The sequence below is a fragment of the Arminella tubonensis genome, from assembly GCF_003240585.1.
Classification (GTDB): Bacteria; Pseudomonadota; Alphaproteobacteria; order Rhizobiales; family Rhizobiaceae; genus Rhizobium; species Rhizobium tubonense.
The window spans coordinates 104,457-129,373 of the sequence record NZ_PCDP01000029.1 but is presented as its reverse complement, the minus strand read 5'-3'; the positions used below and the strand labels follow the sequence as shown (position 1 = coordinate 129,373).

Annotated in this window: 27 protein-coding genes and 2 pseudogenes; 16 read left to right on the top strand and 13 right to left on the bottom strand. The window is 60.1% G+C overall.

Annotation, left to right across the window (positions count from 1 at the left end; all coding sequences use genetic code 11):
• A pseudogene (locus CPY51_RS32815) lies at positions 1–191 on the bottom strand (L,D-transpeptidase family protein); the annotation flags it as partial.
• An 85-nt stretch (positions 192–276) separates the two neighbouring features.
• A complete protein-coding gene (locus tag CPY51_RS09605; RefSeq protein ID WP_111160015.1) occupies positions 277–585 on the bottom strand; it encodes a hypothetical protein in 309 nt (102 codons plus the stop codon).
• 335 nt (positions 586–920) lie between these two features.
• On the opposite strand from CPY51_RS09605, the gene CPY51_RS09600 reads away from it, so the two are divergent.
• The 6 genes from CPY51_RS09600 to CPY51_RS09570 all read left to right on the top strand — a co-directional run bounded on the left by CPY51_RS09600 (position 921) and on the right by CPY51_RS09570 (position 5,544).
• Entirely contained in the window at positions 921–1,244 is a 324-nt protein-coding gene (locus CPY51_RS09600; RefSeq protein WP_111160014.1) for an oxidoreductase, read from the top strand.
• Positions 1,245–1,295: 51 nt separating this feature from the next.
• A complete protein-coding gene (locus CPY51_RS09595; RefSeq protein WP_111160013.1) occupies positions 1,296–1,520 on the top strand; it encodes a hypothetical protein in 225 nt (74 codons plus the stop codon).
• 438 nt (positions 1,521–1,958) lie between these two features.
• On the top strand, positions 1,959–2,759 hold the full coding sequence (locus CPY51_RS09590) for an alpha/beta fold hydrolase (protein ID WP_111160012.1): 801 nt from the start codon (positions 1,959–1,961) through the stop codon (positions 2,757–2,759).
• A complete protein-coding gene (locus CPY51_RS09585; protein WP_111160011.1) occupies positions 2,756–3,871 on the top strand; it encodes a PAS domain-containing sensor histidine kinase in 1,116 nt (371 codons plus the stop codon). The genes CPY51_RS09590 and CPY51_RS09585 overlap by 4 nt, the downstream gene beginning before the upstream one ends.
• A gap of 293 nt (positions 3,872–4,164) precedes the next feature.
• Positions 4,165–4,485: a hypothetical protein gene (locus CPY51_RS09580; protein WP_111160010.1), complete on the top strand. Its 321-nt coding sequence runs from the start codon at positions 4,165–4,167 to the stop codon at positions 4,483–4,485.
• A 606-nt stretch (positions 4,486–5,091) separates the two neighbouring features.
• The gene (locus CPY51_RS09570; protein ID WP_111160008.1) at positions 5,092–5,544 is read left to right on the top strand and encodes a hypothetical protein; all 453 of its coding nucleotides are present in this window, start codon (positions 5,092–5,094) and stop codon (positions 5,542–5,544) included.
• Here the strand turns inward: CPY51_RS09570 and CPY51_RS34055 are convergent.
• The 4 genes from CPY51_RS34055 to CPY51_RS09550 all read right to left on the bottom strand — a co-directional run bounded on the left by CPY51_RS34055 (position 5,541) and on the right by CPY51_RS09550 (position 7,794).
• Positions 5,541–5,828 carry a tautomerase family protein gene (locus tag CPY51_RS34055; RefSeq protein ID WP_420820682.1) on the bottom strand — a complete coding sequence of 96 codons (288 nt, stop codon included), beginning with the start codon at positions 5,826–5,828 and terminating at the stop codon, positions 5,541–5,543. The genes CPY51_RS09570 and CPY51_RS34055 overlap by 4 nt on opposite strands.
• Positions 5,829–6,104: 276 nt before the next feature.
• Positions 6,105–6,341, bottom strand: a complete 237-nt coding sequence (locus CPY51_RS09560) for a tautomerase family protein (protein WP_111160007.1) — start codon at positions 6,339–6,341, stop codon at positions 6,105–6,107.
• 36 nt (positions 6,342–6,377) lie between these two features.
• Positions 6,378–7,010, bottom strand: a complete 633-nt coding sequence (locus CPY51_RS09555; protein WP_111160006.1) for a DsbA family protein — start codon at positions 7,008–7,010, stop codon at positions 6,378–6,380.
• A gap of 70 nt (positions 7,011–7,080) precedes the next feature.
• Positions 7,081–7,794 carry an SDR family NAD(P)-dependent oxidoreductase gene (locus CPY51_RS09550; protein ID WP_111160005.1) on the bottom strand — a complete coding sequence of 238 codons (714 nt, stop codon included), beginning with the start codon at positions 7,792–7,794 and terminating at the stop codon, positions 7,081–7,083.
• A gap of 314 nt (positions 7,795–8,108) precedes the next feature.
• On the opposite strand from CPY51_RS09550, the gene CPY51_RS09545 reads away from it, so the two are divergent.
• Complete coding sequence (locus CPY51_RS09545) at positions 8,109–8,666, top strand: VOC family protein (protein ID WP_111160029.1); 558 nt, start codon at positions 8,109–8,111, stop codon at positions 8,664–8,666.
• Positions 8,667–8,965: 299 nt separating this feature from the next.
• Here the strand turns inward: CPY51_RS09545 and CPY51_RS09540 are convergent, their stop codons facing one another.
• Together CPY51_RS09540 and CPY51_RS09535 are read right to left on the bottom strand one after the other, a co-directional pair.
• Positions 8,966–9,274, bottom strand: a complete 309-nt coding sequence (locus CPY51_RS09540; protein WP_111160004.1) for a hypothetical protein — start codon at positions 9,272–9,274, stop codon at positions 8,966–8,968.
• Between the two features lie 345 nt (positions 9,275–9,619).
• Positions 9,620–12,457 (bottom strand): ATP-binding protein, encoded by a 2,838-nt coding sequence (locus CPY51_RS09535; protein WP_111160003.1) that lies wholly within the window; start codon positions 12,455–12,457, stop codon positions 9,620–9,622.
• 247 nt (positions 12,458–12,704) lie between these two features.
• Between CPY51_RS09535 and CPY51_RS09530 the strand changes: the two genes are divergently transcribed.
• From CPY51_RS09530 to CPY51_RS09520, 3 genes are all read left to right on the top strand, one after another.
• Complete coding sequence (locus CPY51_RS09530) at positions 12,705–13,373, top strand: response regulator transcription factor (protein WP_111160002.1); 669 nt, start codon at positions 12,705–12,707, stop codon at positions 13,371–13,373.
• Between the two features lie 166 nt (positions 13,374–13,539).
• The gene (locus tag CPY51_RS09525; RefSeq protein ID WP_111160001.1) at positions 13,540–14,580 is read left to right on the top strand and encodes an alpha/beta fold hydrolase; all 1,041 of its coding nucleotides are present in this window, start codon (positions 13,540–13,542) and stop codon (positions 14,578–14,580) included.
• 164 nt (positions 14,581–14,744) lie between these two features.
• Positions 14,745–15,782 carry an LLM class flavin-dependent oxidoreductase gene (locus tag CPY51_RS09520; RefSeq protein ID WP_111160000.1) on the top strand — a complete coding sequence of 346 codons (1,038 nt, stop codon included), beginning with the start codon at positions 14,745–14,747 and terminating at the stop codon, positions 15,780–15,782.
• 49 nt (positions 15,783–15,831) lie between these two features.
• Here the strand turns inward: CPY51_RS09520 and CPY51_RS09515 are convergent, their stop codons facing one another.
• Together CPY51_RS09515 and CPY51_RS32510 are read right to left on the bottom strand one after the other, a co-directional pair.
• Positions 15,832–16,293 carry a YybH family protein gene (locus tag CPY51_RS09515; protein WP_111159999.1) on the bottom strand — a complete coding sequence of 154 codons (462 nt, stop codon included), beginning with the start codon at positions 16,291–16,293 and terminating at the stop codon, positions 15,832–15,834.
• A gap of 170 nt (positions 16,294–16,463) precedes the next feature.
• Positions 16,464–16,607, bottom strand: a pseudogene (locus tag CPY51_RS32510) (2-nitropropane dioxygenase); the annotation flags it as partial.
• A 281-nt stretch (positions 16,608–16,888) separates the two neighbouring features.
• Between CPY51_RS32510 and CPY51_RS09510 the strand changes: the two are divergent.
• The 5 genes from CPY51_RS09510 (at position 16,889) to CPY51_RS09490 (ending at position 20,397) form a co-directional block, all read left to right on the top strand.
• A complete protein-coding gene (locus tag CPY51_RS09510) occupies positions 16,889–17,614 on the top strand; it encodes an SDR family NAD(P)-dependent oxidoreductase (protein ID WP_111159998.1) in 726 nt (241 codons plus the stop codon).
• On the top strand, positions 17,608–18,120 hold the full coding sequence (locus CPY51_RS09505) for a RidA family protein (RefSeq protein ID WP_111159997.1): 513 nt from the start codon (positions 17,608–17,610) through the stop codon (positions 18,118–18,120). Before CPY51_RS09510 ends, CPY51_RS09505 begins: the two co-directional genes overlap by 7 nt.
• A complete protein-coding gene (locus CPY51_RS09500; RefSeq protein ID WP_195909486.1) occupies positions 18,117–19,106 on the top strand; it encodes an enoyl-CoA hydratase/isomerase family protein in 990 nt (329 codons plus the stop codon). The genes CPY51_RS09505 and CPY51_RS09500 overlap by 4 nt, the downstream gene beginning before the upstream one ends.
• A gap of 87 nt (positions 19,107–19,193) precedes the next feature.
• Positions 19,194–19,742, top strand: coding sequence for a hypothetical protein (locus CPY51_RS09495; RefSeq protein WP_111159996.1), 549 nt, complete (start codon positions 19,194–19,196; stop codon positions 19,740–19,742).
• Between the two features lie 19 nt (positions 19,743–19,761).
• Positions 19,762–20,397 (top strand): cysteine hydrolase family protein, encoded by a 636-nt coding sequence (locus CPY51_RS09490; protein WP_111159995.1) that lies wholly within the window; start codon positions 19,762–19,764, stop codon positions 20,395–20,397.
• A gap of 984 nt (positions 20,398–21,381) precedes the next feature.
• On the opposite strand, the gene CPY51_RS09480 is transcribed toward CPY51_RS09490, so the two are convergent.
• From CPY51_RS09480 to CPY51_RS09470, 3 genes are read right to left on the bottom strand one after another with little or no spacing between them, the layout of a single operon-like run.
• Positions 21,382–21,975, bottom strand: a complete 594-nt coding sequence (locus CPY51_RS09480; RefSeq protein ID WP_111159993.1) for an NADPH-dependent FMN reductase — start codon at positions 21,973–21,975, stop codon at positions 21,382–21,384.
• 50 nt (positions 21,976–22,025) lie between these two features.
• The gene (locus CPY51_RS09475) at positions 22,026–23,054 is read right to left on the bottom strand and encodes a D-cysteine desulfhydrase family protein (protein WP_111159992.1); all 1,029 of its coding nucleotides are present in this window, start codon (positions 23,052–23,054) and stop codon (positions 22,026–22,028) included.
• 52 nt (positions 23,055–23,106) lie between these two features.
• Positions 23,107–23,922: an SDR family NAD(P)-dependent oxidoreductase gene (locus tag CPY51_RS09470; RefSeq protein ID WP_111159991.1), complete on the bottom strand. Its 816-nt coding sequence runs from the start codon at positions 23,920–23,922 to the stop codon at positions 23,107–23,109.
• Between the two features lie 216 nt (positions 23,923–24,138).
• Here CPY51_RS09470 and CPY51_RS09465 point away from each other — a divergent pair, with 216 nt between their 5' ends.
• A complete protein-coding gene (locus tag CPY51_RS09465; RefSeq protein ID WP_111159990.1) occupies positions 24,139–24,807 on the top strand; it encodes a VOC family protein in 669 nt (222 codons plus the stop codon).
• Positions 24,808–24,917 lie beyond the last annotated feature (110 nt).

Genomic DNA, 24,917 nt, shown 5'->3' with positions numbered 1-24,917 from the left:
GCCTTTAATAGATCCTCTCCCATGTGGAAACGCTCGGCCAATCCTTCGGTGACTGTCGCATATCCGAGGTATTTCATCTCCGCCATCCGAGCATAATCCTTGGGGATCGGGCCGACGACCACCGCGAGGTCCTGCGCATCGCGGAGAGAAGCCTGCCAGATCTCGGCAGTTAATGACCCACCACTATGCATGCACATCCCCATGAACTGCTTGGGGATGAAGCGGCAAAACACAGAGGTACACAGACAAGCCGAAAGCTCCTCATCGGACGTCCAGCTAGCGCTGAGGGCATCCCGGTACATTTGCGAAACTTATTCGATCCATCCCGCTTTCTGTCATACCTTCGACAACGATGCGGCGGTCGGTTGCTCTGACGATCCGCGGGTGATGAAATCCCTCCTCGCGAGCTGCGGAGATGGCTTCGCCGGGTTCGCAGCCATCGCGCGGCGCATCATCCCTTATGACGGGACGAATACCGTGTTTTCCGATCTCGATATCAAGACCCTGGGCGTTCGCCGGCAGACTTGAAAGCGAGTGGCAGGAAAATATAGCCGCAAGGCCTAGAGCGATCGGAACAAATTTCATGTTGGTTCTCCTTAAACGGGACGTGAGGAGGCAACCCCCAGGTCACGTGTAGGTTCCCTCTGACGCTGAAGCCAGTCCAGAATCTTTGCTGTCGATGGCACGCTCCCAACTGGTGAGATCCGATCATTTCATAGTGACCCTCGTCATGCGTACAAACCGGTCTGATCTTGCGGCGCAACTTCCCGGTCGAACTCGCGCTCCTCTTTTCCGACCTGCACGTCCAAGGAGCTTGTTTGTTCCCGACCGGTCCAGACTGTATTTCTTCGTACAGAGTGGAACACCCCCCTTTCTGTCTGGTTCGTTGTAGGTCTAAAACAACATCCAAGGAGAATATTATGCTGAAACTTCTCACTGTAGCCGCTCTGTCCATTGGCCTTGCTACCTCGGCTATGGCCCAATCCTCCAGCACCGGATCAGGATCAAGCGCAGGATCTACAGGTTCCGGGTCGGGATCCGATAGCGGCAATAGCAACGGCAACAGTGGCTCTGGCGGCAGCGCCGACAACTCCGGTAGCAACAATGGCAATGCCAGTGGAAGTGGCGCGAGCAGCGATGGCGGTAAGGCCAGCGACTGCAACGCCATGGTCACGACGAAGAACACGACCGCGCCGAAGCAGGAGCAAGCCTCTAATCCCGCCGCCACTTCAAACTGCAAGTAGTGACTTGCCCAGGGCAGCAGTTCGTCTGCTGTCCTGCCCACGGGGGTGCCGATGTCCAAACCTCCCCTGCCAGCTTCCCCCTACGATCAGGTGATCGACGCCCAGTCCATTGTTCACGTCGAATACTTCGCCGATGCCCACGGCCTCACATTCCCGGTTGCGGCCGACCTCATTCGCGGCTGTCACGGCAACAGAAGAGCTGCCGACGAGGCGGCAATCGCCTTCCGTTCTCACTTCGCCCAGTCTCTGGATGGTGCTTATCCGCATGCCGATTGACCGCACGCGAAGTAGAGCACCTCGCGAGAAAAGGCGGCGAAGCTTAAGGGGAACCTCTTGCACGGAACAAGTTGACGTGTGATCGGTTGATCTTCGGGCCGCCTCCAATCGTGCGGACCTGATTACCCCGGGCGGCAAAAGATCCCCCTCCTGCGGCGCCTGGATGTCCTTAGTTTTGAAAATGCCGCTCCACCCCTGTCCGATTACGGCGCTGCCTGCCACTCGACGATGGCCGAGATGTCCCGAGAGCTATCGTCCTGCCAACACTGCGAAAAGGTCCCCGCGTCGGCGGGCGCATCCGGGAACTTCATTTGATGCGATGCTCGGAAACTGCATCTCAGCGGAGACCGACGAAGCCCACTTCACTGCGAAGCCTACGGCGCTTGGCGCCGCTGTAATCACTTGCCGCGCAATTTTTCTGGACTTAAAGGTATCGCCATGGACGTACTCGCTAGAAACAATGTCAGGCTTTCCGGATCTGGTCGGGAAGCCATCGTCTTCGCCCACGGGTTCGGCTGCGACAGCAACATGTGGCGCTACGTCGCCCCCGTTTTTGAAGACAGGTATCGCGTGGTCCTCTTCGACAACGTCGGCGCCGGCAAGTCGGATCTCACCGCATACTCCTTCGAGAAGTACGGAAGCCTTGAGGGCTATGCGCACGACCTGATCGAGATTGTCGACGCGCTTTCGATGACGAAGGTCGTCTTTGTCGGCCACTCCGTCAGCTCGATGGTCGGCTTGATCGCGGCCAGGAAGCGCACGGACCTCTTCAAGTCGCTGATCATGGTCGGCCCCTCCCCCTGCTACGTCGACGATGGAGACTATGTCGGCGGCTTCACCGCGGCGCAGATCGACGAACTACTGGAGTTTCTCGACGCCAACCACCTCGGCTGGTCCGGCGCGATGGCGCCTGTGATCATGGGCAACCCGGACCGGCCGGAACTTGGCGACGAACTGGCGGCCAGCTTCTGCCGGACCGATCCGGCGATCGCGAAGCACTTCGCGCGCACGACGTTTCTGTCGGACACCAGAGAGCTGCTGACCGATTTCTCCATCCCCACCCTCGTTCTTCAATGCTCGAGCGACGTGATCGCGCCAGTTACGGTCGGCGAGTACGTGCACGAGAAGCTGAATAACAGCACTCTGGTCGTCATGAAGGCCACTGGGCATTGTCCTAACCTCAGCGCTCCGGAGGAGACGGTCGCGGCAATCGACGCTTTCCTTCGCACAGCTCGATGACCATTCCGAGCGGGCTCCAGGAGGACTTCGAAAATCTTTTCGAGAACACGGTGGCCGGGAACCTCATCCTTACTCCGGGCGGCGTCATCCTGCGCGCGAACGAGCGCCTGGCCGGCTGGCTCGACCGCTCGCCGGCCGACATGACCGGGCGGCGCCTTCTCGAGTTCCTCACCATCGGCGGAAGGATCTATCAGGAGACCCACCTTGCTCCCATGCTGCGCATGCAAGGCGAGTTCGAGGAAGTCATGCTGGAGATGGTGACGGCCGACGGGGCAAAGCTGCCCGTCTTGATTAACGCGATCGAACAGCGTTCGGCCGATGGCAACCCGCTTTTCATTAGGATGACAGTCCTGCGGGCGTCCGCCCGCATCGCCTACGAGCAGAACCTTCGCCGCGAGCGAGCTCAGATCCGCGAGGCTCTGGCGACCGCCGAGGAATTCCTGATCGACGAACGCGAAGCCGCGTCCTTGCGCGAACAGTTCATCGCCGTGCTCGGCCATGATCTGCGAAACCCACTTGCAGCCGTTGACGCCGCGATGCGTTCGATCGGCCGTTCCGCGCTGGACGACCGCCAGAAGCAGATCGTGACCCTGGCGCAGGCAAGCATCAGGAGGATGGCTGGGCTGATCGACGACATCATGGATTTCGCAAGAGGCCGCCTTGGCGGCGGTATCGCGGTCGACATTCGCGAGACGGACCTAGGCGCCGTACTTCTGCAAGTCGTCGACGAACTCTCCCACGCGAATCCGTTTCGGGCAATTGATACCGACCTTGATCTGTCGGTTCCGGTCAGATGCGACGGGCCGAAAATCGCACAGCTCGCTTCAAACCTGCTGGCGAATGCGATCACGCATGGGTCCCCTGAAACCCCGATCACAGTGCGTGCAAGGTCGTCTCCCGACGGCTTCGAAGTTGCGGTGACGAACAGCGGACCCGCCATACCCGCCGAAAACCTCGACCGGCTGTTCCGACCCTTCACGAGAAGCGAGAGCAGCAGCAAGCAAGGATTGGGGCTCGGACTCTATATCGCCAGCGAGATCGCCAAGGCCCATGGCGGGAAAATAGAGGTATCTTCGACGGCGGATGCGACGACGTTCACGTTTCGGGCGTGAAGCCGGCGACGGTTGGTCGACGAGCTCGATCTCAAATCATAAATCGACGAGATCCCTTGCTGAGAAAAGTTCGCGCCCTGACTTGTTCTCGAGGCGCAGACCAAGCGCGTCGATTGTCAACTTTCCACTGAGAACAATCCTAGAAGATGATGTTGGAAGACCTTTACCGCTTGCTCAGAAGCGCGCACGTGCAGGCACAGCGCCACTACGGCGAACAACGCCGTTCGTCCGAACATTCAAAGTCCCGCGGGACGACCTCTTGGCCAGAGCTTCTTCGATTTGGGAGACGTGCAATGGGAAATACCCGAGCTCCGCAACTGCTGCAGATGGATGCGGCAAAGCCAACCGGCATCGAATATCGCGACGTCTTTTTCGGAAGGCTCGAGGCCGCACTTCGCGCGCGGGAAATCGCGGCGACCAACGACGCGGCGGATTTCGAAACACTGGCCCGGCAATCTACTGGCCCTTCCGGTGAGGAACGCCTCATCTGCGATGGGCCTGTCGTCGCGCTCTCGAGCGCGAAGGTTCTCGGGATCAGCCTGATCGTTCACGAGCTGTCGACCAACGCGGGCAAAGATGGCCCGCTGCATCCGTTGAGCATGCGCTCGATCTGATCGCTGAAGAGCGCCCGCATGCAGCGGTCCTCGATTTCAATCTTGGTGGCGAAAAGGTTACGCCCGTCGCCTTGAATTGGAGGCTTTCGGCATCCCGTGCGCCAGCGCGACCGACACGCCCGAGCTTGAACGCTATCCAATTCTGGCGAGCATCGCAAATATTGGAGGCCGACGGACTTGAAGCCGAGGCCGCCGATGGGGATTGCGGCGATCAAGCCGATGCCTGCGTTTTCCATGGGAATCCCGTGGCTTTTGGGTGATTAAGCGAACGCGCAGCGCACGGACAGGTCATTTGGGGAATGATCGCCGAGTGACCCGAAGCGCGACCGCCATGAGGCTAGTTCGTTCCAAATGGACGTCGGCACACCGGCTGTTGCTTATTTCAGAACCTAGGCTCGCCTCAGAAGCGTTCGGGATCAATACCTGGGAGTGGCGACTTCGGGCCGTTTCTAATTTGACAAGTTCCCTGAGCCCCCTGCCGCAACCGCCACTAAGCGGGTGGCATCAATCGCATGCGCTCGCGGTGTTAGGACACGAAAGCCCTCACCGATGGGAACTACTGCTCCCAAGGGGAATTATTCCTCCAGCAGAACTCAGGAGGATATTATGTCGAATGTGGTAAAATCCGATGGAACCGATCCGAACAACGCGACGACCTCAAATACATTTGGTCGATCGGTCGAGAGTAAGGCTCAGATCGCCGACGCCGCACGGGAATCGTCCACCGAAGTGGGTGTCGGCGAAACCTTGAACATCTACCGGCTCGTGCCTATCGCGGCAGCCAATGATCCCCGTTGGGATAATTCTCCGACCCAAGGGGAAGTGGTGGTAGCAGCGAGAACTAGCGGCGATGCTCGGATTGTGGCTTCGGCGAAGGAACTTGATTTCATGGAAGTCGATGCGGCCCCGGCTGACGACGTTACAACGCGCAACGCCAGTGCGTTCAGAAGCGAGAAGCTCTACACGGTAATCGAGGTCGACCGAGGACGGCGCGATGTCCAACGCGGAGTGCTTGCGGGCGATATTTCAGTCGACACGATTAAACCAGTCCAAGTCTAGGCTCCTTGGGCCGGGTCCGATGCGGTAGGCGGGTATCCGGGCAACTCCCGTAACATCGCGGTGCGTAGCACGACCAGGGTGACGAAGGCTGGTGATTGAAGCAGCGCGAATTTTTCAGTTCGTTCGATCTCAAGCCCGGTGTCTACCGCCCGAAAATGCGATGGCTCGTGCTCTTGAAGGATCTGGTATCGGTCGCTTTGAGGGACTCCGAAGTATTCCACGACGACGTCGTGTGAGGGTCCTTTCAAGACATGGGCTTTAACAGGGCATCGGGCGTCTCCCATGGTCCTGCGCCAGGTGCCGCCGATCTCGGAGAGTATGCGCGGCCTTTGCATACTGACCTGGTGGCAGCAGCGGATAAATATCCTGCTCACGGTGCGGGCGCTATTGCACGGTGGTATGCCCGATACCCGGCCAGTCCGTCGGAGAACCACGCCCCACGCCACCGACACCATCGCGAAGTTCGCAGGACCCACTCGGTGCGGAATGTTCCGAAAGAAGCCTCAAACGCCGTCGGTTGCCACCGGCGGCGTCGGGTGCTCCACGGGTTCACCCCGATGTCAGGCTTTTCCTTCAGCCTTCTTTTTCCGATACTGGACAGTTGGAAGACCTCCCCAGCCCCAGTTTTCTAGCTCGACTTCCTCGATCACAACATACGTCGATTCAAGCGGCTTGTTGAGAACGTCGAGCATGACCTGGCTCACGCCCGCGATGATGGCGGCCTTCTCCTCGGCGCTGACCGATGTGCGATCGGGCGTAGTGCCTTCACGGGTTACCTGTACTGTGACTATTGGCATTTCCTATTCTCCTTGTTCGAGACCTGTATCAACCTGCTAGGCGGCCATGGCCGCAAGGTGTTTCTCAAGTTCGTCGACGTGCGCATATCCAGCGCCGACCTTGCGAAGCGCTCCGCCCTTCTTCAGGAAGAGCGTTGGAAAGCTCGAAACGCCCATGCCGCGAACTGTCGCGAAGTCCTTCGCGGCCTCTTCGATCGTGCTCCCTTTCTTCCACGTTGCTAGGAACTCCTCCGCAGTTACGAAATGACCGAGCCCACCGAGCGCGCGGGATCCGACATCCGCAAGCACTGCGCCGTCGGTGGTGTCGAGCGCATTGACGTAGAAGGCATGTTGGAGCGCACGGAAGACCTTCAGAAGGTCCGCGTCCGGCTGAAGGATGCGAGCGGTCACGACTGCTCGGCATACGGGCTCGGTGTCGTAGACGAAACCGTTTCTGGCGAGCAGGCCTTCACGGTTGAATGGCACCCCGCTGGCTTCCTCGACCTTCGACCAGTGATGCAGTCGGAACTGCTTGCCCGCCTCGTCGAGTACGTCGGTCGCCCCCGCGCGCAATCCGCCAAGAACGATCTTCAAGGATGCGTCCGGACGTCGCTGAAGAAGAAGCTCCATTTGCTTGCTGAATCCATAGCACCACGAGCACATGGGATCGGCGGCTAGTATGAGTTCCATTGTCTTTCCCTTCGCTTGTTGGCAGGGCGCGCGGCGTATCTGCGCTACGCGCCTGCTCCCTGGTCGAGGCCTACCAGCGGCCAGCGTTCTGGCCACCGTCGACGTGCATGATCTCTCCCGTAACGAAGCTTGCGCTCTCGAGGTAGATCACGGCGTCAACGATGTCGCTGATCTCGCCCATGTGGCCGACCGGATGGAGCGCCGACAAGAACTCGTGAGTCTCGGGAGCGTGCATCGGGGTCTTAATGATGCCAGGAGAGACGGCGTTGACACGGACGCCGGTCTTGGCAAACTCGATGGCCAGTTCCTTCGTCACAGCGTTCAAACCGCCCTTGGTGAGCGAGGCGAGAGCTGTAGGAACGCTCGAGACCGGCTGGTTTACGAGGCTCGTCGTGATACTCACAATGTGGCCGGAACCCTGCTTCAGCATTTCTCTCGCAGCCCGCTGCGTGATGTGGAAGAAGCCGGAAACGTTCACGCCGAAGTTCAGGTCATAGTCCTCCTGAGTGAAGTCGACGAAAGGCTTTGCAGTGAACACGCCGGCGTTGTTCACCAATGTATCGATCCGGCCAAAGCGTTCTATCGCCTCGCGGACGACGCGCTCTGCGGTCTCTGGATTGGCGATGTCGCCCGCCACCGCGTGCACGCCGTCATCCGAACCCTGTTTGATCGAACGCGAGGTAGCGACGACGCGGTAGTTCCGTTCGCGGTAGGCACGCACGAGACCTTCGCCAATGCCCTGCGATGCGCCGGTGATGATGGCGACCTTCTGCTGATTGCTCATAATGTGCATCCTTTTCAATTGCAGCGGTCCTTGTTCGGGCCGCCCGCCGCCCTCGGCGTCGGTGCTATTGATTTAAGCGCTTTCGATCAGCGCGATAATTGCTGAAAAGTGGCAGTCACTCAGCCGTTTTTCGGGAGAATGTCTGGACGTCCGCAGCTCTCTGCACTCCGGTGAGGTCAGGCGTGAGCGGCAGGATGGATGCACGTATACCAAGGTGTTGGGCACACCTTCGGACAATACCGGCCGGGAACCCTCCTCGGTAGCGTAATGTCGGCGCCGAAAATCCTGCGGCGTGTAAACAAATGGAGCCCGATATGACCGATGCCACGCTGCAAGCTAAATCTTCGGCTAAAACATCAGACACAAATCCAACGATCATGAATCTTGAACTCGTCGTGATCCCAGTTTCCGACGTGGATCGTGCCAGGGCGTTCTACGAGAGCCTCGGCTGGCGGCTGGACATCGACCACTCAGCGGGCGACGACTATCGCATTGTCCAGTTAAGCCCGGCTGGCTCTGGATGCTCGGTAATGTTCGGCCAAAACATCACCGAAGCGGCGCCGGGCTCGGCCCAGGGCATGCATCTCGTCGTGTCCGACGTCCTTGCCGCGCGGGACGACCTGATCCGGCGCGGGGTGAAGGTCAGCGACCCTTTCCACGACGTCGGCGGAATTTTCCATCACTCCAACGGCAAGGGAATTACCAAGGGACCGAATCCCGAAAGGAAGAGCTACGCCTCGTATTTCACGTTCGAGGATCCCGATGGCAACGGATGGACCTTGCAGGAGGTGACGGCGCGTCTACCTGGCGAACGCCGAGACACGAGCTTCACGACGCAGCTTCACGAAGCCGTCTGGGGATCTACGAGATAGAAGTTGATACGACTTCGGCTCGTCTATTTTTGCCCGCAGAATGGGCAGGTCGTGAAGACGGTTTGATCCGCCACTTGGCCTTTCCCTTGCGCGTGCGGAGCTACACGGCGACGATGAACAACAAGATTAAGGTGAAACGGTCCATCGGGCCGTGCAAGAGGGAAGTTGCCGATGCGGCCTTGCGCCTGCTGTTCGGGACCGCCCATAGACCGTCCGCTGGGGCTCGCGACGTCGCAAGACTAACAGGCAGACCTCGACCATGTCGCCTTTCAGGAACCGGCTGAACAGCTTCCGCTCCCTCAGTTGCCGAGCCAGCGATATTCCGCGATCGAAGCCTTGCCGGACTTCTTGTCGTACAGGCAGATCAAGTTCACGTCCGCCTTGGAGTTGCCCCGGCCCGACCGGCCCCGAAGCAAAACGGCGACCTTGCCAGTCGCATCGTTGAAGACCACGGGCGCGGAAGCTTCCGGCGTATTGAGCCCCGACTGGCCGATGCAGGTTCCGTTCGCCTTTGCAAACATGGCGTTCCATGCGCCGTCGCTGGACGCGGACGCAGCGTGGCAGACACAGACCGCGACAGCCGCCGAAAGAACCATTCGTTTCATCATCAAAAATCACCTTTCTACATGGCACAGCTTCTTAACTGGGCGGGGTGCTTGTTGTCCAACAGCAAGGCCGAAACATGACGGGATACCAAAGTCCATTTGCGCCGGGGCGACGTCGGGGCATCCGAACGTCGCCTCCGTCTTCGACAAGGCGATACGCTGCAAGCAGCGAAACGCTTCTGCGTCGTCCCATCCGCCGGAGCGCGCGGATTGATCCAAGATCCGCCTTGGGTCGTCTCCTTCCGCCGGGAGACGGCCTCTTCAGAACCCTGAGACCAGCAAACGTGTGATGGGCCGCGCCTTTCGGGATCGTTGCGATGAAGCACTATCGTCTACGATCGACAGAACTCAGGTATCCGTGGCAAGCAACATCTTCGCCCGCAGAAGTCGAGGGGTGGAGAACCCCTCTGTGAAACGCTCGTATACAGGCAGGAGGATTTTCTTTGCCGCTCGACGTTCGCCGCGGCTAGCCAGATATTCCACAAGGCTTATGCCCGCTGTAAGTTCCCAATACAGACCACTTTGAGCCGATGCTCTTTGGGCAGCTTCCTGAAATAAGTGTACAGGCAAGGTTTCATCTCCACCTTGAGCTGCGATGATCTCGCCTTTTTTTCGTAACAGTTCTGGCTCTATCCAGCGGTAGCTTTTGTCGGCTGAAAATCGCTGCGCCCGGTCAATTTCGTCGAGCCCCTCGTCAAAACGTCCAGCCGCCTGCAACGCCGCTGCGAATTCGCACATAAAAAATGGATAGAACAGCAAGTAGGAGGCCTCTTGCATTTCCCGAAGCCCGGCTCGAAGAGCGTCTATGCCCTCGGCGGGAGAGCCTGATCGTGAGGCCAAGCTGCCACGCACGCACAGGCCAACTGCGTAGAAAGGTTTCAGACCATGCTGCAGTGCATGTGCGATGAGTTCTTCGCCCCACTCTTGTGCTCGGGCTTCATTGTCAAGACTGAGAGACACGAAAGCGGAGGCCCAAGCCAGGGCGACACAAAACACAAATGGTTGCTTCGTCGCACGGGCCTCGAGAATTGAATCTTCTGCTGTCAGAAAAGCCGCATCCAGCCGACCCAACGATATCAAGTTGACCGTGTTGTGAGCCATGGAGGACGTGCGGATGTCCGCCCCAAGCCTGAGCATATCTCTGCGACGATTGTCCGGAGGCGAATTCTTCGCGGCCCATTCAAGCCTGTCATAAGCTTCCAGGTGTTCTGCCTGATAGGTCTTCGGGATGCCCGTCAGCCACGCTGCTGTCGCTCCTGACCCGGCATCGCGTCCACCGTCGCCCTTCTCGTACTCGTGGGCACGGACAAGCGCCTCCTTCAACGCCACCGAGCGAGCGGAAAAAAGCCAAAGTGCACAAGTCACTCTTTGCCGATAATCAGGATCATCCAGCGTTTTGGCAAGTGACAGGGCGCGAGTAAGCACATCCTTTCCCCGTTCGCTCATGCCTTGCGTATAAATCAGTGCAAATCCGAGGGCGCATTGGAGGACCATTTCGGTGCGTCCCCCCTCCTCTCCTTCAAGGCGAGACAGCGCCTTTTGAGCCCATTCGCCGGCCTCGGACACAAGCGACATCGCGGTCCAGAAATCGGAGGCAACGGCGGCCAGTCTGGCTCCCAGTTTTCCATCGCCGTCTGGCGAAAGTGCCCAAGTCATGGCGGCGCGCAGATTGTCGATCTCCCGGCGATAGGGCCCGAGGCCTTCGATCGCCACCTGCAATGAGTTCTCATTCGAAAATGGCTGGAAGAACGACTCGAAGAACGCCGCAATTCGCCGCATCGTCAGTCGATAGTCAGCACCCAGCCCAAGTTTTTCCAGCGAGTAGACCCGCACGGTTTCCAGAAGACGCCACCGAGGAGCGGCTTCCGTTCCCTCGAAGGTTACCAACGATTTTGAGACGAGGTTCGAAAGCCCCACTGCGGTTTCTTCTTCGTCCTCCCCGCTGGCTGCCATCGCCGCCTCCAAAGTGAACCCTGCTGGGAAGACGGCCAGATTGCGAAGGAGCCGACGCTCGCCTTCGGGCAATAGCTCGTAGCTCCAATCAAGCGCGGCCCGCAGGGTGCGGTGTCGAGGCAACGCGGTTCGGCGTCCGCCGGTGAGGAGGACGAATCGATCATCCAATCGGCCAGCGATCTGGCTAAGCCCCAAAGTGGCGGCGCGGGCCGCGGCGAACTCTATAGCCAGGGGAATTCCATCCAGATGCCGGCAGATACCAGCGATAACCGAGACCCTGTCCTTATTTATCATAAAGTCTGACTGCAACGCCCGTGTTCGGGCAATAAACAACTGGACCGAACTGTGTTGCAACAGATCGTCGACCTGTTCGTTTGCGGGTACGTCGAGCGGCGGGACACGAAATGTGAATTCGCCCTCGATACGAAGAAGTTCTCGGCTCGTGGCCAGCACCGAAACATTCTGACAGGCGCGGATGATCGCCTCGACCATCTCGGCAGCCGCATCGACGACATGTTCGCAATTGTCGATCAAAAGCAACATCTTCCGGTTCCCGATAGCGCGCGCCACGAGCTCGGCAGAGATATCGTCGCCTTGAAGGCGCAGGTCGAGAGCCTGTGCAAGTGTAGTCGAGACAAGATTTGGATCCGAGAGAGAAACCAGCTCTACAAAAAACGCATCCCCAATCGTCGGCTGCAGACGCCGGGCGACTTCGGACGCCAGCACGGTCTTCCCGATCCCGCCCGGTCCCGTAAGAGTTACAATTCGATAGGCGGACAGCAGCGTCATGATATGAGAAACCGCGGCCTGACGTCCGATGAGTTCGGACGCCGCCGAGGGTATGTTGGTCACAAAACCTGCTCGTTGGCTCGACTGCACGCGCATCGCTGGCATCGGACCAGCGATGCGCCTCTCGGGTTCTGTCCATTCACCGAGTAGTCGATACCCGCGACCGGACACGGTCCGCAGCAAGTCACGGTCTTTTCCAAGCGCACGCCTTATCGCCGAGATATGTACCTGGAGGGTGTTATCCTCAACGACAAGTCCTGGCCAGACGCGCTTCATCAGCTCGTCTTTCGTGACGATTCCGCCCGAGGAAACCGCAAGGGTTTCCAGGATTTCGAATGCGCGACTACCAAGTGGGACCGGCGCACCCATGGCACGCAGCTCTCGCTTTTCGAGATCAAGCTCCCATCCGGAGTGCTCGAAGAGGCCAATCTCAATCTGTCCCAAAGCTATCCGAATCTATTTGGTTCAATCCGCAGCGATAAAATCACAGTGGGGTAGATTGCGCCAAGAGCACTTCAGCAACTAATCGGAGAATACTTCAGCTTTTTTCAGAATCTGTCATACGACTTCAGTCGCGACAGCCCGCGCGCTCGTCTAAAACCATGACGCAGCATCACGAAACAGCGTGAAACCATTCAGCAAATACACTTCAGCCGCGGCATCGCGCGCCCGATCGATGAGGGAGAATGGCATGTATATCACCAAAACCCTTACTGCTCCTTTGAAAATAGCCACCCCACCGTCGAGCGACGTGGTGGTCGCCATCTTGGATAATGACACCGAAATTGGTTTGGCTTTGCATTTACATGTCTCCCGAATGGGATGGCGGCCACAGCGATTTGTCTCAGCGGCCGACTTCTTAGACTGCGCTCAAGCTCGGTCGTTCGGCTGCATTGTCGTTGATGCAAGTATTGCCGATCTGACGGTGTCAGATCTTACGCGATTGATTTGTTCTTATGCCGTGCTCTGTCCCATCATCGTCCTCACCGCTAGGAGCAGCCCGGCCACGTCTGTCACCACAAGCAGGTTCCGCGTGACGTTCGTGCCCAAACCGGACGATCCCGCCATCATCGCGGAGGAAGTGAACGCATCGATCCGTGCGATCAACGAGGCGAACCGTCTGGAAGCGTACTTTCTCACGCTGACACCGCGAGAACGACAAGTCATGAAGTTCGTGGCGGAGGGGTTGCTGAACAAGCAGGTGGCCTTCAAGTTGAATATTAGCGAGATCACTGTCAAAGCTCATCGTGGCCAGGTGATGAGAAAGATGAATGCCAGAACTCTTCCTGATCTGGTGAACATGGCCGCGAGACTTGGACCCGCTTCCGGCTCCGCAACGAACACCCTGTGCGCATTGTGATGTCCTCCGAGCCGCCCTGCGGAGTGGCAAAGCAGGCGCGTCAGTCGACCCGACACCATTGGACAGTAGCGAATTCCGGCCACCTGTCTCAAATTAGGCTCGAAAATGCCTCTCCCAACATTGTCTCGTGCGGCAGGCATCATCGTCCATTATCGGAGAAGCAGCCATGCGCAATCTTAAAACTGAGAACCTCACACGTCGGTCCTTCGGCGGGGTGGCTCTTGGACTGACAGCGGCGGGAATCCTTGCAGGACGGGCGGCGGGTGCGGACCAGGGCAAGAATGCCGTCCTGCCAAATGACAAAAGTCTGGTTGCCGACAAACATATCGATGCCGGAGATCTCAATGTCGGATACGCCGAGCTCGGTCCGGGCGACGGGTCGCCCGTCGTCCTGTTTCACGGCTGGCCGTACGACATCAACGCCTTCGCCGATGTGGCCCCGTTGCTCGCGGACCAGGGACATCGCGTGATCGTTCCGCACCTGCGCGGATACGGCAGCACCAAGTTCCTGTCCGACGACACGATGCGCAACGGCCAGCAGTCGGCCCTTGCGGTCGACGCCATAAAGCTGATGGACGCCCTGAAGATCGACAGGGCGACGGTCGCCGGGTTCGACTGGGGGGCGCGGACCGCCGACATCGTCGCCGCGCTCTGGCCGGAACGATGCAAGGGGTTGGTTTCCGTCAGCGGCTATCTGATCGGGAACCCGGCTGCTGGGAGGGCGCCTTTGCCACCCTCTGCCGAGCTCCAGTGGTGGTACCAGTTCTACTTCACGACGGATCGCGGTCGCGATGGCTATGAAAAATACACCAACGATTTCGCCAAGCTGATCTGGCAGCTCGCTTCCCCGCACTGGAAGTTTGACGACGCGACGTTCGAACGAAGTGCCGCCGCATTCACCAATCCGGACCACGTCGCGATCGTCGTCCACAACTATCGTTGGCGGCTTGGTCTGACGGAAGGTGAAAATCGGTTCGACGAATTCGAAGGCAGGCTTGCGGCCGGTCCCGAAATCCATGTGCCGACGATCACGATGGAAGGCGACGCCAACGGAGCGCCCCACCCGGATCCCAAGGCATACGCCGGGAAGTTTAAGGGGAAATACGAACACCGCCTTGTGCACGGTGGTATCGGCCATAATCTCCCCCAGGAGGCCCCCGAAGCCTTCGCCAGGGCGGTTAAGGATGTCGGTTCCTGGGCGACATAACTCGCGTCCGTGGCTGTCCACCTATCGAATTTTTCGATGGTCTCCATCAACAAAAACAGGCTGGCGCCCAACTGGTCAGCCGGGTGATGGAAGGCGCGTTTCCGCCGGAGACGCATCGGCTCGTTACGAGCTCCAGGGGTGACGTCCCCTTGAAAGGATCCAGAATGGAAATCGGTATCGACAGTTTCGCAATGTTGCTGACCGACCCTGCTACGGGTCGGTTGCAGTCAGCCATCGATCGCATGGAGAGCGTGCTTGAGGAGGTCGAGTTGGCCGATCAGGTCGGACTCGACGTTTTCGGAATGGGCGAACATCACCGCGAGAACGCACTTGATTCGGCGCCTGCCGTGATCCTTGCCGCGGCCGCCGCGCGCACGAAGTCGATTAGGCTCACAAGCGCCGTCGCCGTCCTGAGCGCCGCCGACCCCGTGCGGCTCTTCCAGGAATTCGCAACGTTGGACCTTATATCGCGCGGACGGGCGGAAATCGTCGTCGGTCGCGGCTCGTCCGTCGAGGCCTATCCGTTGTTCGGTTTCGACCTGAGGGACTACGACGCGCTTTTCGTGGAAAAGCTGGACCTGCTGCTGAAGATCAGGGAGCAGCCCAACATCAAGTGGCAGGGCCGCTTTCGTCCTGCGATCAATGGCGAGGGCGTCTTTCCCCGTCCGCATCAGCCGACCTTGCCAATATGGCTGGGCGTCGGCGGCACGCCCGAATCCTTCGTGCGTGCCGGGACACTTGGCCTGCCGCTGATGGTGGCCATCATCGGCGGAAGCTTCGAGCGTTTCCTGCCCCTGGTCGATCTCTATCGTCGCGCATGGCTCGCCGCCGGTCATCCCGTTGAGAACCAGAGGATCGGCGTCCACGCTCTTGGCTTTGTCGGGCAGACCGACGCCGCTGCCAGGGAAGCGTTCTTCCCCGGCTGGTTCCAGATGTTCACGGACGCCGGAAGGGAGCGCGGCTGGCCGCCGCCAACGCGAGCTCAGTTCGAGCACATGTGCGGTCCAGGTGGCGCGTTTCTGGTCGGCGGCCCGCAAACCGTAGCTGCCAAGATATTGCATGTTAACAGGACATTGGGAGGGATAGCTCGCGTCACCTTCCAGATGAGCACCGCCGCACTCGAGGCGAAAGCGATGCGGCGTTCTATCGAACTGCTGGGCACCGACGTTTCGCCCCTGGTTCGGGGAGAACTTCGCAACTAGCGTCAGCGTGTCTGCGGCGGGCGGCGGCCGCTGCCGCCGCCCATTCTCCTTATCCGAACATCAATCTTTGGTAGTCAGCCAGCATTTTCGGATCCTCGACCGAGCCGTGATGGTGTAGCTGTCGCCAGCCTCCGTCCCTGCGTATGAACCACCGGGTCGTCCGGAAGGCGACGTCGAGCGTCTCCTTCGCCGTCCCGCACGATCCACGTTCGCGACCGACGAACAGATGCCAGTCGTCGGCGCCCTGGCTCGTGAAATCGTGAAAGGTCACGTGAACCTTCGCCCGACCTTGGAAGAGCTTCGAATACCCGGCGGCGATCTGGTCCCACCCGCGACGGATGCCACCGATGGGGTTGTCCATGCTGGGCTCCGTACCTGAAAGCCATAAGGCTTCCAGCCCCGTGAGATCGCCAGCATTGAAGGCCCGGTAGAATTCGATCAACGCATCCATGGGGCTTCCGTCGCCTCGTTGGGGCTCGCCGCCGTCGACTTCTGTAAGATTTAGATTCATCGGTATCATCCTCGCACGGGTGATCAACGGAGGTTTCCGCGTTCGTTCGCAAGAGCACGCAGCCCTTTTCGGGCGAACAAACAGACGGGCTGGACCCCGTATCGCGTCCTCGTCCACTCCGGAAGCATGCTCAATCGAGATCACGCATTCTATTGTACGATGGTGTCGTCGGGCGACGCCCCAAGCCTGCGTCTACGGTTGGCCGGCGGTGCGACGACCATGTTGACCGTCGTTGCGCCGGCCATCAGCGCCTGGATGATGCGAAGCGCGATTCCGAACAAATCGAGAATTCGCCGATCCGGCCAGCGGGTCATGTGAACTCCTGCGTGACGTTGCAGCGCTGATCCCGCCGGCCACCCGCCCCGTATTGGACCTTGGTGTGCAGACGGGGCGACCCGATCCGAAGGTATCGGAGACACCTTGGTACAATATCGGGGCTCGATTTTTGGCGCGATGGTGCCGGCAGAGCGGACGACGGCGCGACCGTCGGGACGCTCCCGGCTCACAGCCGGCCCAAGGCATCATTCAAAGACCAGAGCGACCGACCGCCGTCCGGCGGACGAAGGATACCCGCGTCGCCAGAAGGGAGGCAGGCATGAGCGTGCATAAGACTGTGATCGTCACCGGCGCGTCGCAGGGGATCGGAGCAGGCCTGGTGAAGACCTTCCTTGACAAGGGCTGGAACGTCGTCGGAACCTCCCGGAACATCAGCGAGACCGGCCTGTTCGACCGCGCGGGCCGGCTGGAGCTGATCAGCGGCGACGTCGCGGATCCTGAAACCGCAGAGCGTGTCGCGACCGCGGCCGTCGCGCAGTTCGGCACGATCGACGCGCTGGTCAACAATGCCGGGGTCTTCTTCACCAAGCCGTTTCTCGAATACACGATCGACGACTTCCATCGCCTTTCGGCGACAAACGTCGAAGGATTCATCCACTTTACGAAGCATGCTGTCAGGCAGATGCTTCGGCAGAATTCGGGCGGAAGTATCGTGACCATCACGTCATCGCTGACGGATCATCCGATCGCGGGTGTTACGGCCTCGCTTCCAATGATTACCAAAGGCGGCCTCAACGCGATCACCAAGAGCCTAGCGCTTGAGTTCGCCAAGGACAACATCCGCGTGAACGCCTTGTCTCCCGGCGTCGTCGACACCCCACTGCACGCCAACAACGCGAGAGACTTCCTTGGTTCCCTGTCGCCGATGGGCACGGTCACCGCCGTCCAGGAGATCGTCGACGGCGTCGTCTATCTGACGGAATCGTCCAACATCACGGGGGAGGTGCTGCACGTCGACAACGGCGCACATCTTGGAAAATGGTAGTCGCGAGCGCGGAGGCGCTCGTCAGGGAACTGGCTTTGGTCATTCCACCCGCACCGACGCCGTTCGGCGCCTATGTCGAAGCAGTGCAGAGTGGGTCGCTGCTCTTCCTCAGTGGCATGCTACCGGTCGTCGGGCATGCTCCACTCTACACGGGCGTGGTCGGCAAGGACCTCTGCGTTGCGGAAGGCTACGACGCCGCCCGGACCGCGTGCTTGAGCGCTCTGTCTGCCGCGCGGTCGCACTTGGGCTCGCTGGACAGGATTCGGACCGTTGCCAAGCTCGGCGTCTACATCGCCACCCAGCCAGATTTCCGAGAGCATCCGAAGGTGGCCGACGGCGCGTCCGAACTGCTCCTTTCGATCTTTGGCGCGGACCGTATCCCACCCCGCATAGTGCTCGGCGTTTCCAGCATACCGCTGGGCATGCCTGTCGAAATCGAACTCATCTTCGAGATCGAACCCCAGCGGAGCAACGTCGCTCTCAAACCCGAAATGGAGCAGTTATGAGGGTCAGACCACCAACTGCGACAAGCGCCATCGCAATGTCGTCAAAATTCCTCACCGCCGCGGCCATGCTGCTTCTGCCGGCGCTGGCCCTTTCCGGTCAGACGAAAATCGCCGACAAGGCGGATCGTCCCCCGGAAGTTAGAGCAGACCCTGGCCAGGAACAGTCGCTGATCAAGGTCGAGAAGCGCACCCCCGCCTATTGGCGCGTCACCTTCGACAATCCGCCCTTCAACATCTTCGGACCGGAAACGATTCCGCAGATGGAAAAGGTCGTTTCTCAAATCGAGACGGATCCTGATCTCCGCGTCGTGGTGTTCGACAGCGCCGTGCCCGGCTTCTTTCTGACCCATTATAATTTCACGCCGCCGCTCGCCGAGTCCACCGGCCTCCCCTCTGGACCGACCGGGCTTCACCCGCTCCCCGATATGCTGGTCCGCATCAGCAAGTCTCCCGTAGTCTCCATTGCCCTGATCCGCGGGCGCGCGACAGGTGTCGGCAGCGAGCTTGCTCTCGCCAGCGACATGCGGTTCGCCAGCCGCCAGAAGGCGATCCTGTCGCAATGGGAGGTCGGCGCAGGTCTTGTCCCAGGCGGCGGGCCGATGGCGCGTCTGCCAAGGCTGATGGGTCGCGGTCGCGCGCTAGAAGTCCTTCTCGGCTCCGACGACATCAACGGCGATCTCGCCGAGGAATATGGCTACGTCAACCGCTCGTTCGATGACGACAAGCTGGACCCATTCGTCGACGCTCTCGCGACCCGGATCTCCGGCTTCGACCGCCAGGCGATCGCTGACACCAAACGCCTTGTCGATTTCGCAAGCCTTCCGAGCGACCCCGAGATCGGAGCCGGCTGGGACGCGTTCATCACGTCGGTCCAGCGCCCGGTGGCGCAGAAGAACATCGGCCGCCTGATGCATATGGGCCTGCAAAAGGATCCGGACATCGAAGCCAGGCTCGGACACTACACGCAGTCTCTGGCCGACAAGTAGGCCGAGGCGGTGCCCGTGCAGTGACTGGGCAGGTCGCGCGGGCATCAGACATCCCCTTTACCACCCAAGCAACCACGGAGAAGTCACATGCACAGCATCGAGAACCAGATCGTCGATTCCAGTTTTTCGGCCATTATCAACGCACCGATCGAAAAGATCGACATTCCGCACTGGTGCTTCAATCTTCCGGAAAAGGAATACCAGGGATGCTCGCCCGCCCACATTGCGGCAGGATTTACGACCGCAGCCGACGGCACGCGGATGTCAATCAACGTCGAGACGATCGGAGGGAGCCTCATGGTCCAGCATTACCACGAGACACTGGGCGAGAAGGACCATCTGATCCTGGATTCCGATTCCGATGTCTTCACGCCGAACGGTCGGGTAACCATCCACGTCACCTGGGAACTGAGCGCGAAAAAGGTCGATGCGAACCACTGTGAATTCACGAACCGTGTCAGGTCATACGCGACTGATGAAATGATGGCCTCGCTCGACCGCCAAGGAATTCCCTTCGAGCTGTTTCGCACGCAACGTCAGCCGATGTCCATCGCGCACAACAAGGGCGAGACGCCATTGTTCGCGGCCAGCATCGAGCGTGCGGCGCTGAAGAACCCGTCCACGATGGCGGCCTGACCGACGAAGGAGGAATGCCATGACGGACCTATCCTTCGACCGGAGCAACACCGGCCTGCTGGTGGTCGACCCCTACAACGACTTCATCTCCGAGGGCGGCAAGATCTGGCCGCGCATCAAGGAAGTCGCTGAAGCGAACAACTGCGTTGCGCACATGCTTGAAGTGTTGACCGCCGCACGTGAGGCCAGGCTCCGGGTCTTCTTCGCGATGCACCACCGCTACCGTGCCGGTGATTACGAAAACTGGAAGTTCGTCGCCCCAATCCAGCGTGCGGCATGGAACCGAAAAAGTTTCGAATTCGGGACTTGGGGCGGTGAGTTCCGCGCGGAGTTCGTTCCGGTAGCAGGCGAAGTCGTCGCGTCCGAACACTGGTGCTCGAGCGGCTTTGCCAACACCGATCTTGATCTCGAGCTGAAGCGGCACGGTATCCAGAGGGTCATCGTGATCGGGCTTGTCGCTCACACCTGCATCGAGGCCACCGTCCGCTACGCCGCGGAGCTTGGCTACGATGTCACGGTCGTGAAGGACGCGGTCGCCGACTACTCGCCGGAAATGATGCATGCGGCGCTGGAGGTCAACCTCCCCAGCTATGCCAGCGCGATCGTAGACACCAGGGAAACCATCGCGGCGATCGCCCTCACCGGCGCGGCGTGAGTTTTTTCCATTCCAGCGGCCACCAACATCTGGGCGGGCGTCCATCCGCACGCCGGGCGCTATCCATTGAAAAGTAATACTTTTTGTGCGGCGAGGGTTGGCATGCCGTTCGGCGGCGCCTATCTGAGTTCGACAGCCATCCGCCGACGGTTCACGTTGATCCTCGCGTTCCACGGGGGAAGCCGGTCATGGGTCCCGATTCGAGAGGATCCACCGTGACACTCTCCGGCGATCTTCTTATCGGCGGCGCGAGCCCGGCAGATGGTTCGCATCCGCTCACCCTGAAACACTGGCCAAGTCTGCACCAATCCAGGTCTGATCGCCATGGACGGTGCTTGCCCGGCGGCCCTTTAACGACAATGCCGCAGCAACGCTTTCGGATCGCGGGCTCAGACCATGCTGACACGCGGTATCTGCGGCGCTTGTCGCAAGGCGTGGCCGGATTGGCGGCGTCTTCATCAATGTCTCAGGTCGCTGTCGGAAAAGACACACCGTCCGCGGCGGCGCTCTTCAAGACGACGGCGGCTGCATTCCTCGCCACTCCGTAGCTTCGGGAAGAGGTCTTCGGCGCGGCGGGACTGATCGCCCGCTGCCAGGATGACGACGAGTTGCGAAGGTTGTCGATCCTTGGAAGGCCAGTCGACCGCCGCCCTGCACGTGGACGCCAAGGACGTCCAGGCCGCTTCTCAGATGACACCGCAGTTGGAGCTTCTGGGCGGCCGAATTCTCGTCAACGGCTTCGGAACCGGCGCCGAAGTTTCCCCGGCGATAATCCCTGGCGGGCTCCTATCCGGCCACCTCGGGTGGGAGATCGACCTCCGTCGGCACCCTTGCGGTCTACCGCTTCCTGCGGCCGGTCTCGGACTCCCGGCCGACGTGCTTCCGGCACCGCTCAGAAATTTCCAGGCGGCCAGGACCGCCTCCAGAAAGAACGATGTCGTGGGGGCGGTTCACGCCCCCACGAAGTGACTTTGATTCCGGATGTCAGACCTCCGCCGCCTTGGCGGCCATCGTCGCCTTCGCCCACCATACGAGCTCGTCAAGCGCGGTCTTTGCCGAGGGCAGAAGGTTGGATTCGATCTCCTCGATCGGCTTGTTGCCGCCCATCGAGAACACCGTGAAGAAATCGCTGCCACCGATATGAACGGCCGCATGGGTCGAGACCATCTGCAGCTCGACGCCGATCCCCCGCAGATGTTCGAGCGCGCGCGAGCCGCCAGCGGTGCCATAGGCGATCGCGGTGAACGGCTTGCGGGCCCATTCCATGTAGGACTGGTCGAGGGCGTTCTTCAATACGCCGGTAATCGAGCGATTGTATTCCGCAACGACGAAGATGTAGCCGTCGTAGCGCCCAATGGTCTGCTGCCAGCGGACCGCTTCGGCGTTCTGGCTCGGCGCCCACGCGTTCGAAGCAATCTCGTCGAAGAACGGCAAGGGATGATCGCGAAGGTCGACCACTTCGACGTCGATGTCGTCGCGGGCCTGGGCTTGCTTCAACATCCACCGTGCAGGCTTGTCGGCAAAGCGCGTGGGACGCGTGGAGCCGATGATGATGGCGATCTTAGGTTTTGTAGCCATGGTATTTCTCACACCTGTTGAGTTGGAATTGATGACCCTCTCAACGAGGATCATTTGCTGTTCAGGGCGTCTGCGTACGCGTAGAGCCCAGGAGAACCTCCGGTCATCAGGAACAGGACGTTCGATCCCGGCGCGATGACTTCGTTTTCGATATCGGAAAGCAGACCGGCAAAGGCCTTCCCTCCGTAAACGGGATCGAGCAGGAGGCCCTCTGATCGGCCGACAATCCTGATCGCTTCAACCATATCGGAGGTCGGCATGCCGTAGCCGCCACCGAGCTGCGTGCCGCTTATCTTCAGATGTTCCGCTTGAATGCAGTCTTTGCTCTCGAGGAGCTTGAAGACCGCGTTGACCTTGTCGACCGTCGCGGCGAGGCATGCGTCCGCTGGCGACAGGACGGTATGCGCCCTTATCCGGGAAGGATCTCTCCCGGCCACAACCTCCCCAGCCAGAAGGCCAGCATGCATGCCGCCGCTGCCGTTTGGAACGACGATCTGCTGGAAGACGATATCCATTTCGGTCGACTGCGCTGCAATCTCGAACGCGCAGTCGACGTAGCCCAGAGCCCCGACCGGCGTCGAACCGCCGAGCGTTCCAATGAACGCCTTTCCCCCGGAGGCGGCGATCTCGGAGGCCCGGCTGAGAGCGAACCCGCCAGCATCGTCTCCCGCTTCCAAAATATGAACCCGTGCACCGAACAGTCGGTCCAGCACGACGTTGCCATTCGCTTGGTAGATCTCGGTCTCGCGGGGCACCATTTGAGCAAGAACGACTTCGCAAGCGAAACCAGTTCTGGCGCAGGCAGCGGCGGCCAATCGGGCGAAGTTCGACTGCACACCCCCAGTCACGACCAGCGTGTCGCAACCTTCTGCCATTGCTTGCCCTAGCAGAAACTCAAGCTTTCGGAGCTTGTTGCCGCCGCCGCCTAGCTCCATGAGGTCGTCTCGCTTCGCCCAGATGGAGACGCCTTTTTGCGCATCACCAAGCACCTGCTCCAGTCGGCTCAAGTGCTGGATCGGCGTTGGTCCTTGCATCAGCCGAACGCGCGGGAACCGGTTTAGTAGATCGGGGTCGAGCATTTTCGTGGATCCATTTTTAAGTAGTTGGTTTCGTGGCGTCGGCAACTCGCCTTCATCGCTGAGACGCCAGCGCCGCAGTTCGATATCGCGGAGCCGGAATGTTGCGCGAAAGATTCGGCATCAGCTTCTGGCGTGCCGCCTCGTAGGCGTTCCAGTCGGCAATGTCGGGCACCGAAGGAAGGGTAATCAGCTCGCCCATATCGAGACCTGCAAGTGCCGCATCGACCGCGTCCTCCGCCTTCATGACGATCTGGTCGGGCAGACGCTCGAGCGAACCACCGGAGGCTTCCCAGAACGGTGTTTCGACTGCGCCGGGAAGGACTGCCTGGATCCGAATGTTCTTTTCGGCCAGCTCCTTCTGCAACGACAACGTCAGCGCTATGACGTAAGCCTTCGTCGCGCCATAGACGCCGTTGAGGACCTCTGGCGCAATGCCCAATGCAGATGCCATGTTGATGATCGTTCCGTGCTCACGTGCGACGAAGGACGGAGCCACGGCATAGATCAGGCGGGTCAGTGCCGTGACGTTGACCTTGATCATCCGCTCCATGGCCTCCACGTCCGACATGAGGAGTGGCTCCACGGCGCCGACCCCGGCATTGTTGACCAGCATCGTGATCGACGGGTCGCTCCGGAGAATTCCTTCGATCTTCAGCAGGTCGTCGCGCTGGCCGAGATCGGCCCGGACGGTTTTCACGTTTCGACCCGTCGCAGTCGCTATATCCTTGCCAGTTCGGTCAAGCGCATCCTGGCTTCGTGCCACGAGGACGAGGTCGTAGCCGCGCCGCGCCAGCTTGTCGGCGTAGAGCGCCCCGATGCCGGATGACGCCCCGGTGATCAGGGCGGTGCCTCTTGGAAAGTTCGTCATCTTATTTCTCCTTGCTTGAGGTTGGAGCCGAGGGGATCGTCTGCCCGTAGGGATCCTCCGGTCGCGGCCTCGAAGCTATTGTGACAAGGTATTGGCTATACCTATGGACCGGCTGACGTCCGACACCTTCGCACAATGGACAGCCACGCAGGCGACGGTGCATGTTCCCAAGGTGGCGGAAATGCCTTTGCGAATTCAACCCGAGGGAGATCGAACATGGCTGTCCAGGAACCGAACAAAACGATGGCGGCGCTCGACCACCACATCGACATGAAACTCGAGGTCGTCGTCATTCCGGTCTCCGACGTCGATCGCGCCAAGTCCTTCTACACCGGCCTCGGCTGGCGGCTCGACGCAGATGTTTCCGGCAAGGACGGCTTCCGCGTCGTCCAGGTCACGCCGCCGGGTTCGCCCTGCTCCGTCATCTTCGGATCCAACGTGACGTCCGCGGCCCCTGGTTCCGCACAAGGGCTGCATCTGATCGTTTCGGACATCGAGATGGCCCACGAGGCGCTTGCCTCGCGTGGCGCCGAGATGAGCGGCGTTTTCCACGACGCAGGCGGCGTGTTCCACCACATGGCAACCGATCAGCGTCTTCCCGGACCGCATCCTTCGCGTTCGAGCTATGATTCGTTTGCTTCCTTCTCTGATCCGGACGGAAACGGGTGGCTATTCCAGGAGGTCACAACGAGACTTCCAGGGCGTATCGACGCAAAGGGCGCAGCATTCACGTCGGAAAGCGATCTTGCAGAGGCACTTCAAAGGGCCGCAGCCGCCCACGGCGAGCACGAGAAACGCCAGGGTGGAAAGCATGACAACGACTGGCCGCGCTGGTACGCGCAATACCTCGTCAAGGAGCAGTCTGGCCAAACCTTGCCGACCTGATTCCCCAAGAGTTTCACTTCAGGGCTTTCGGACCGCTTGACCGCTCTCAAAAGCCTACGCCGCAGGCGACCCTCCCGGCCTGCGTCGCGCAAGAGCGCCGGTCCGATCGG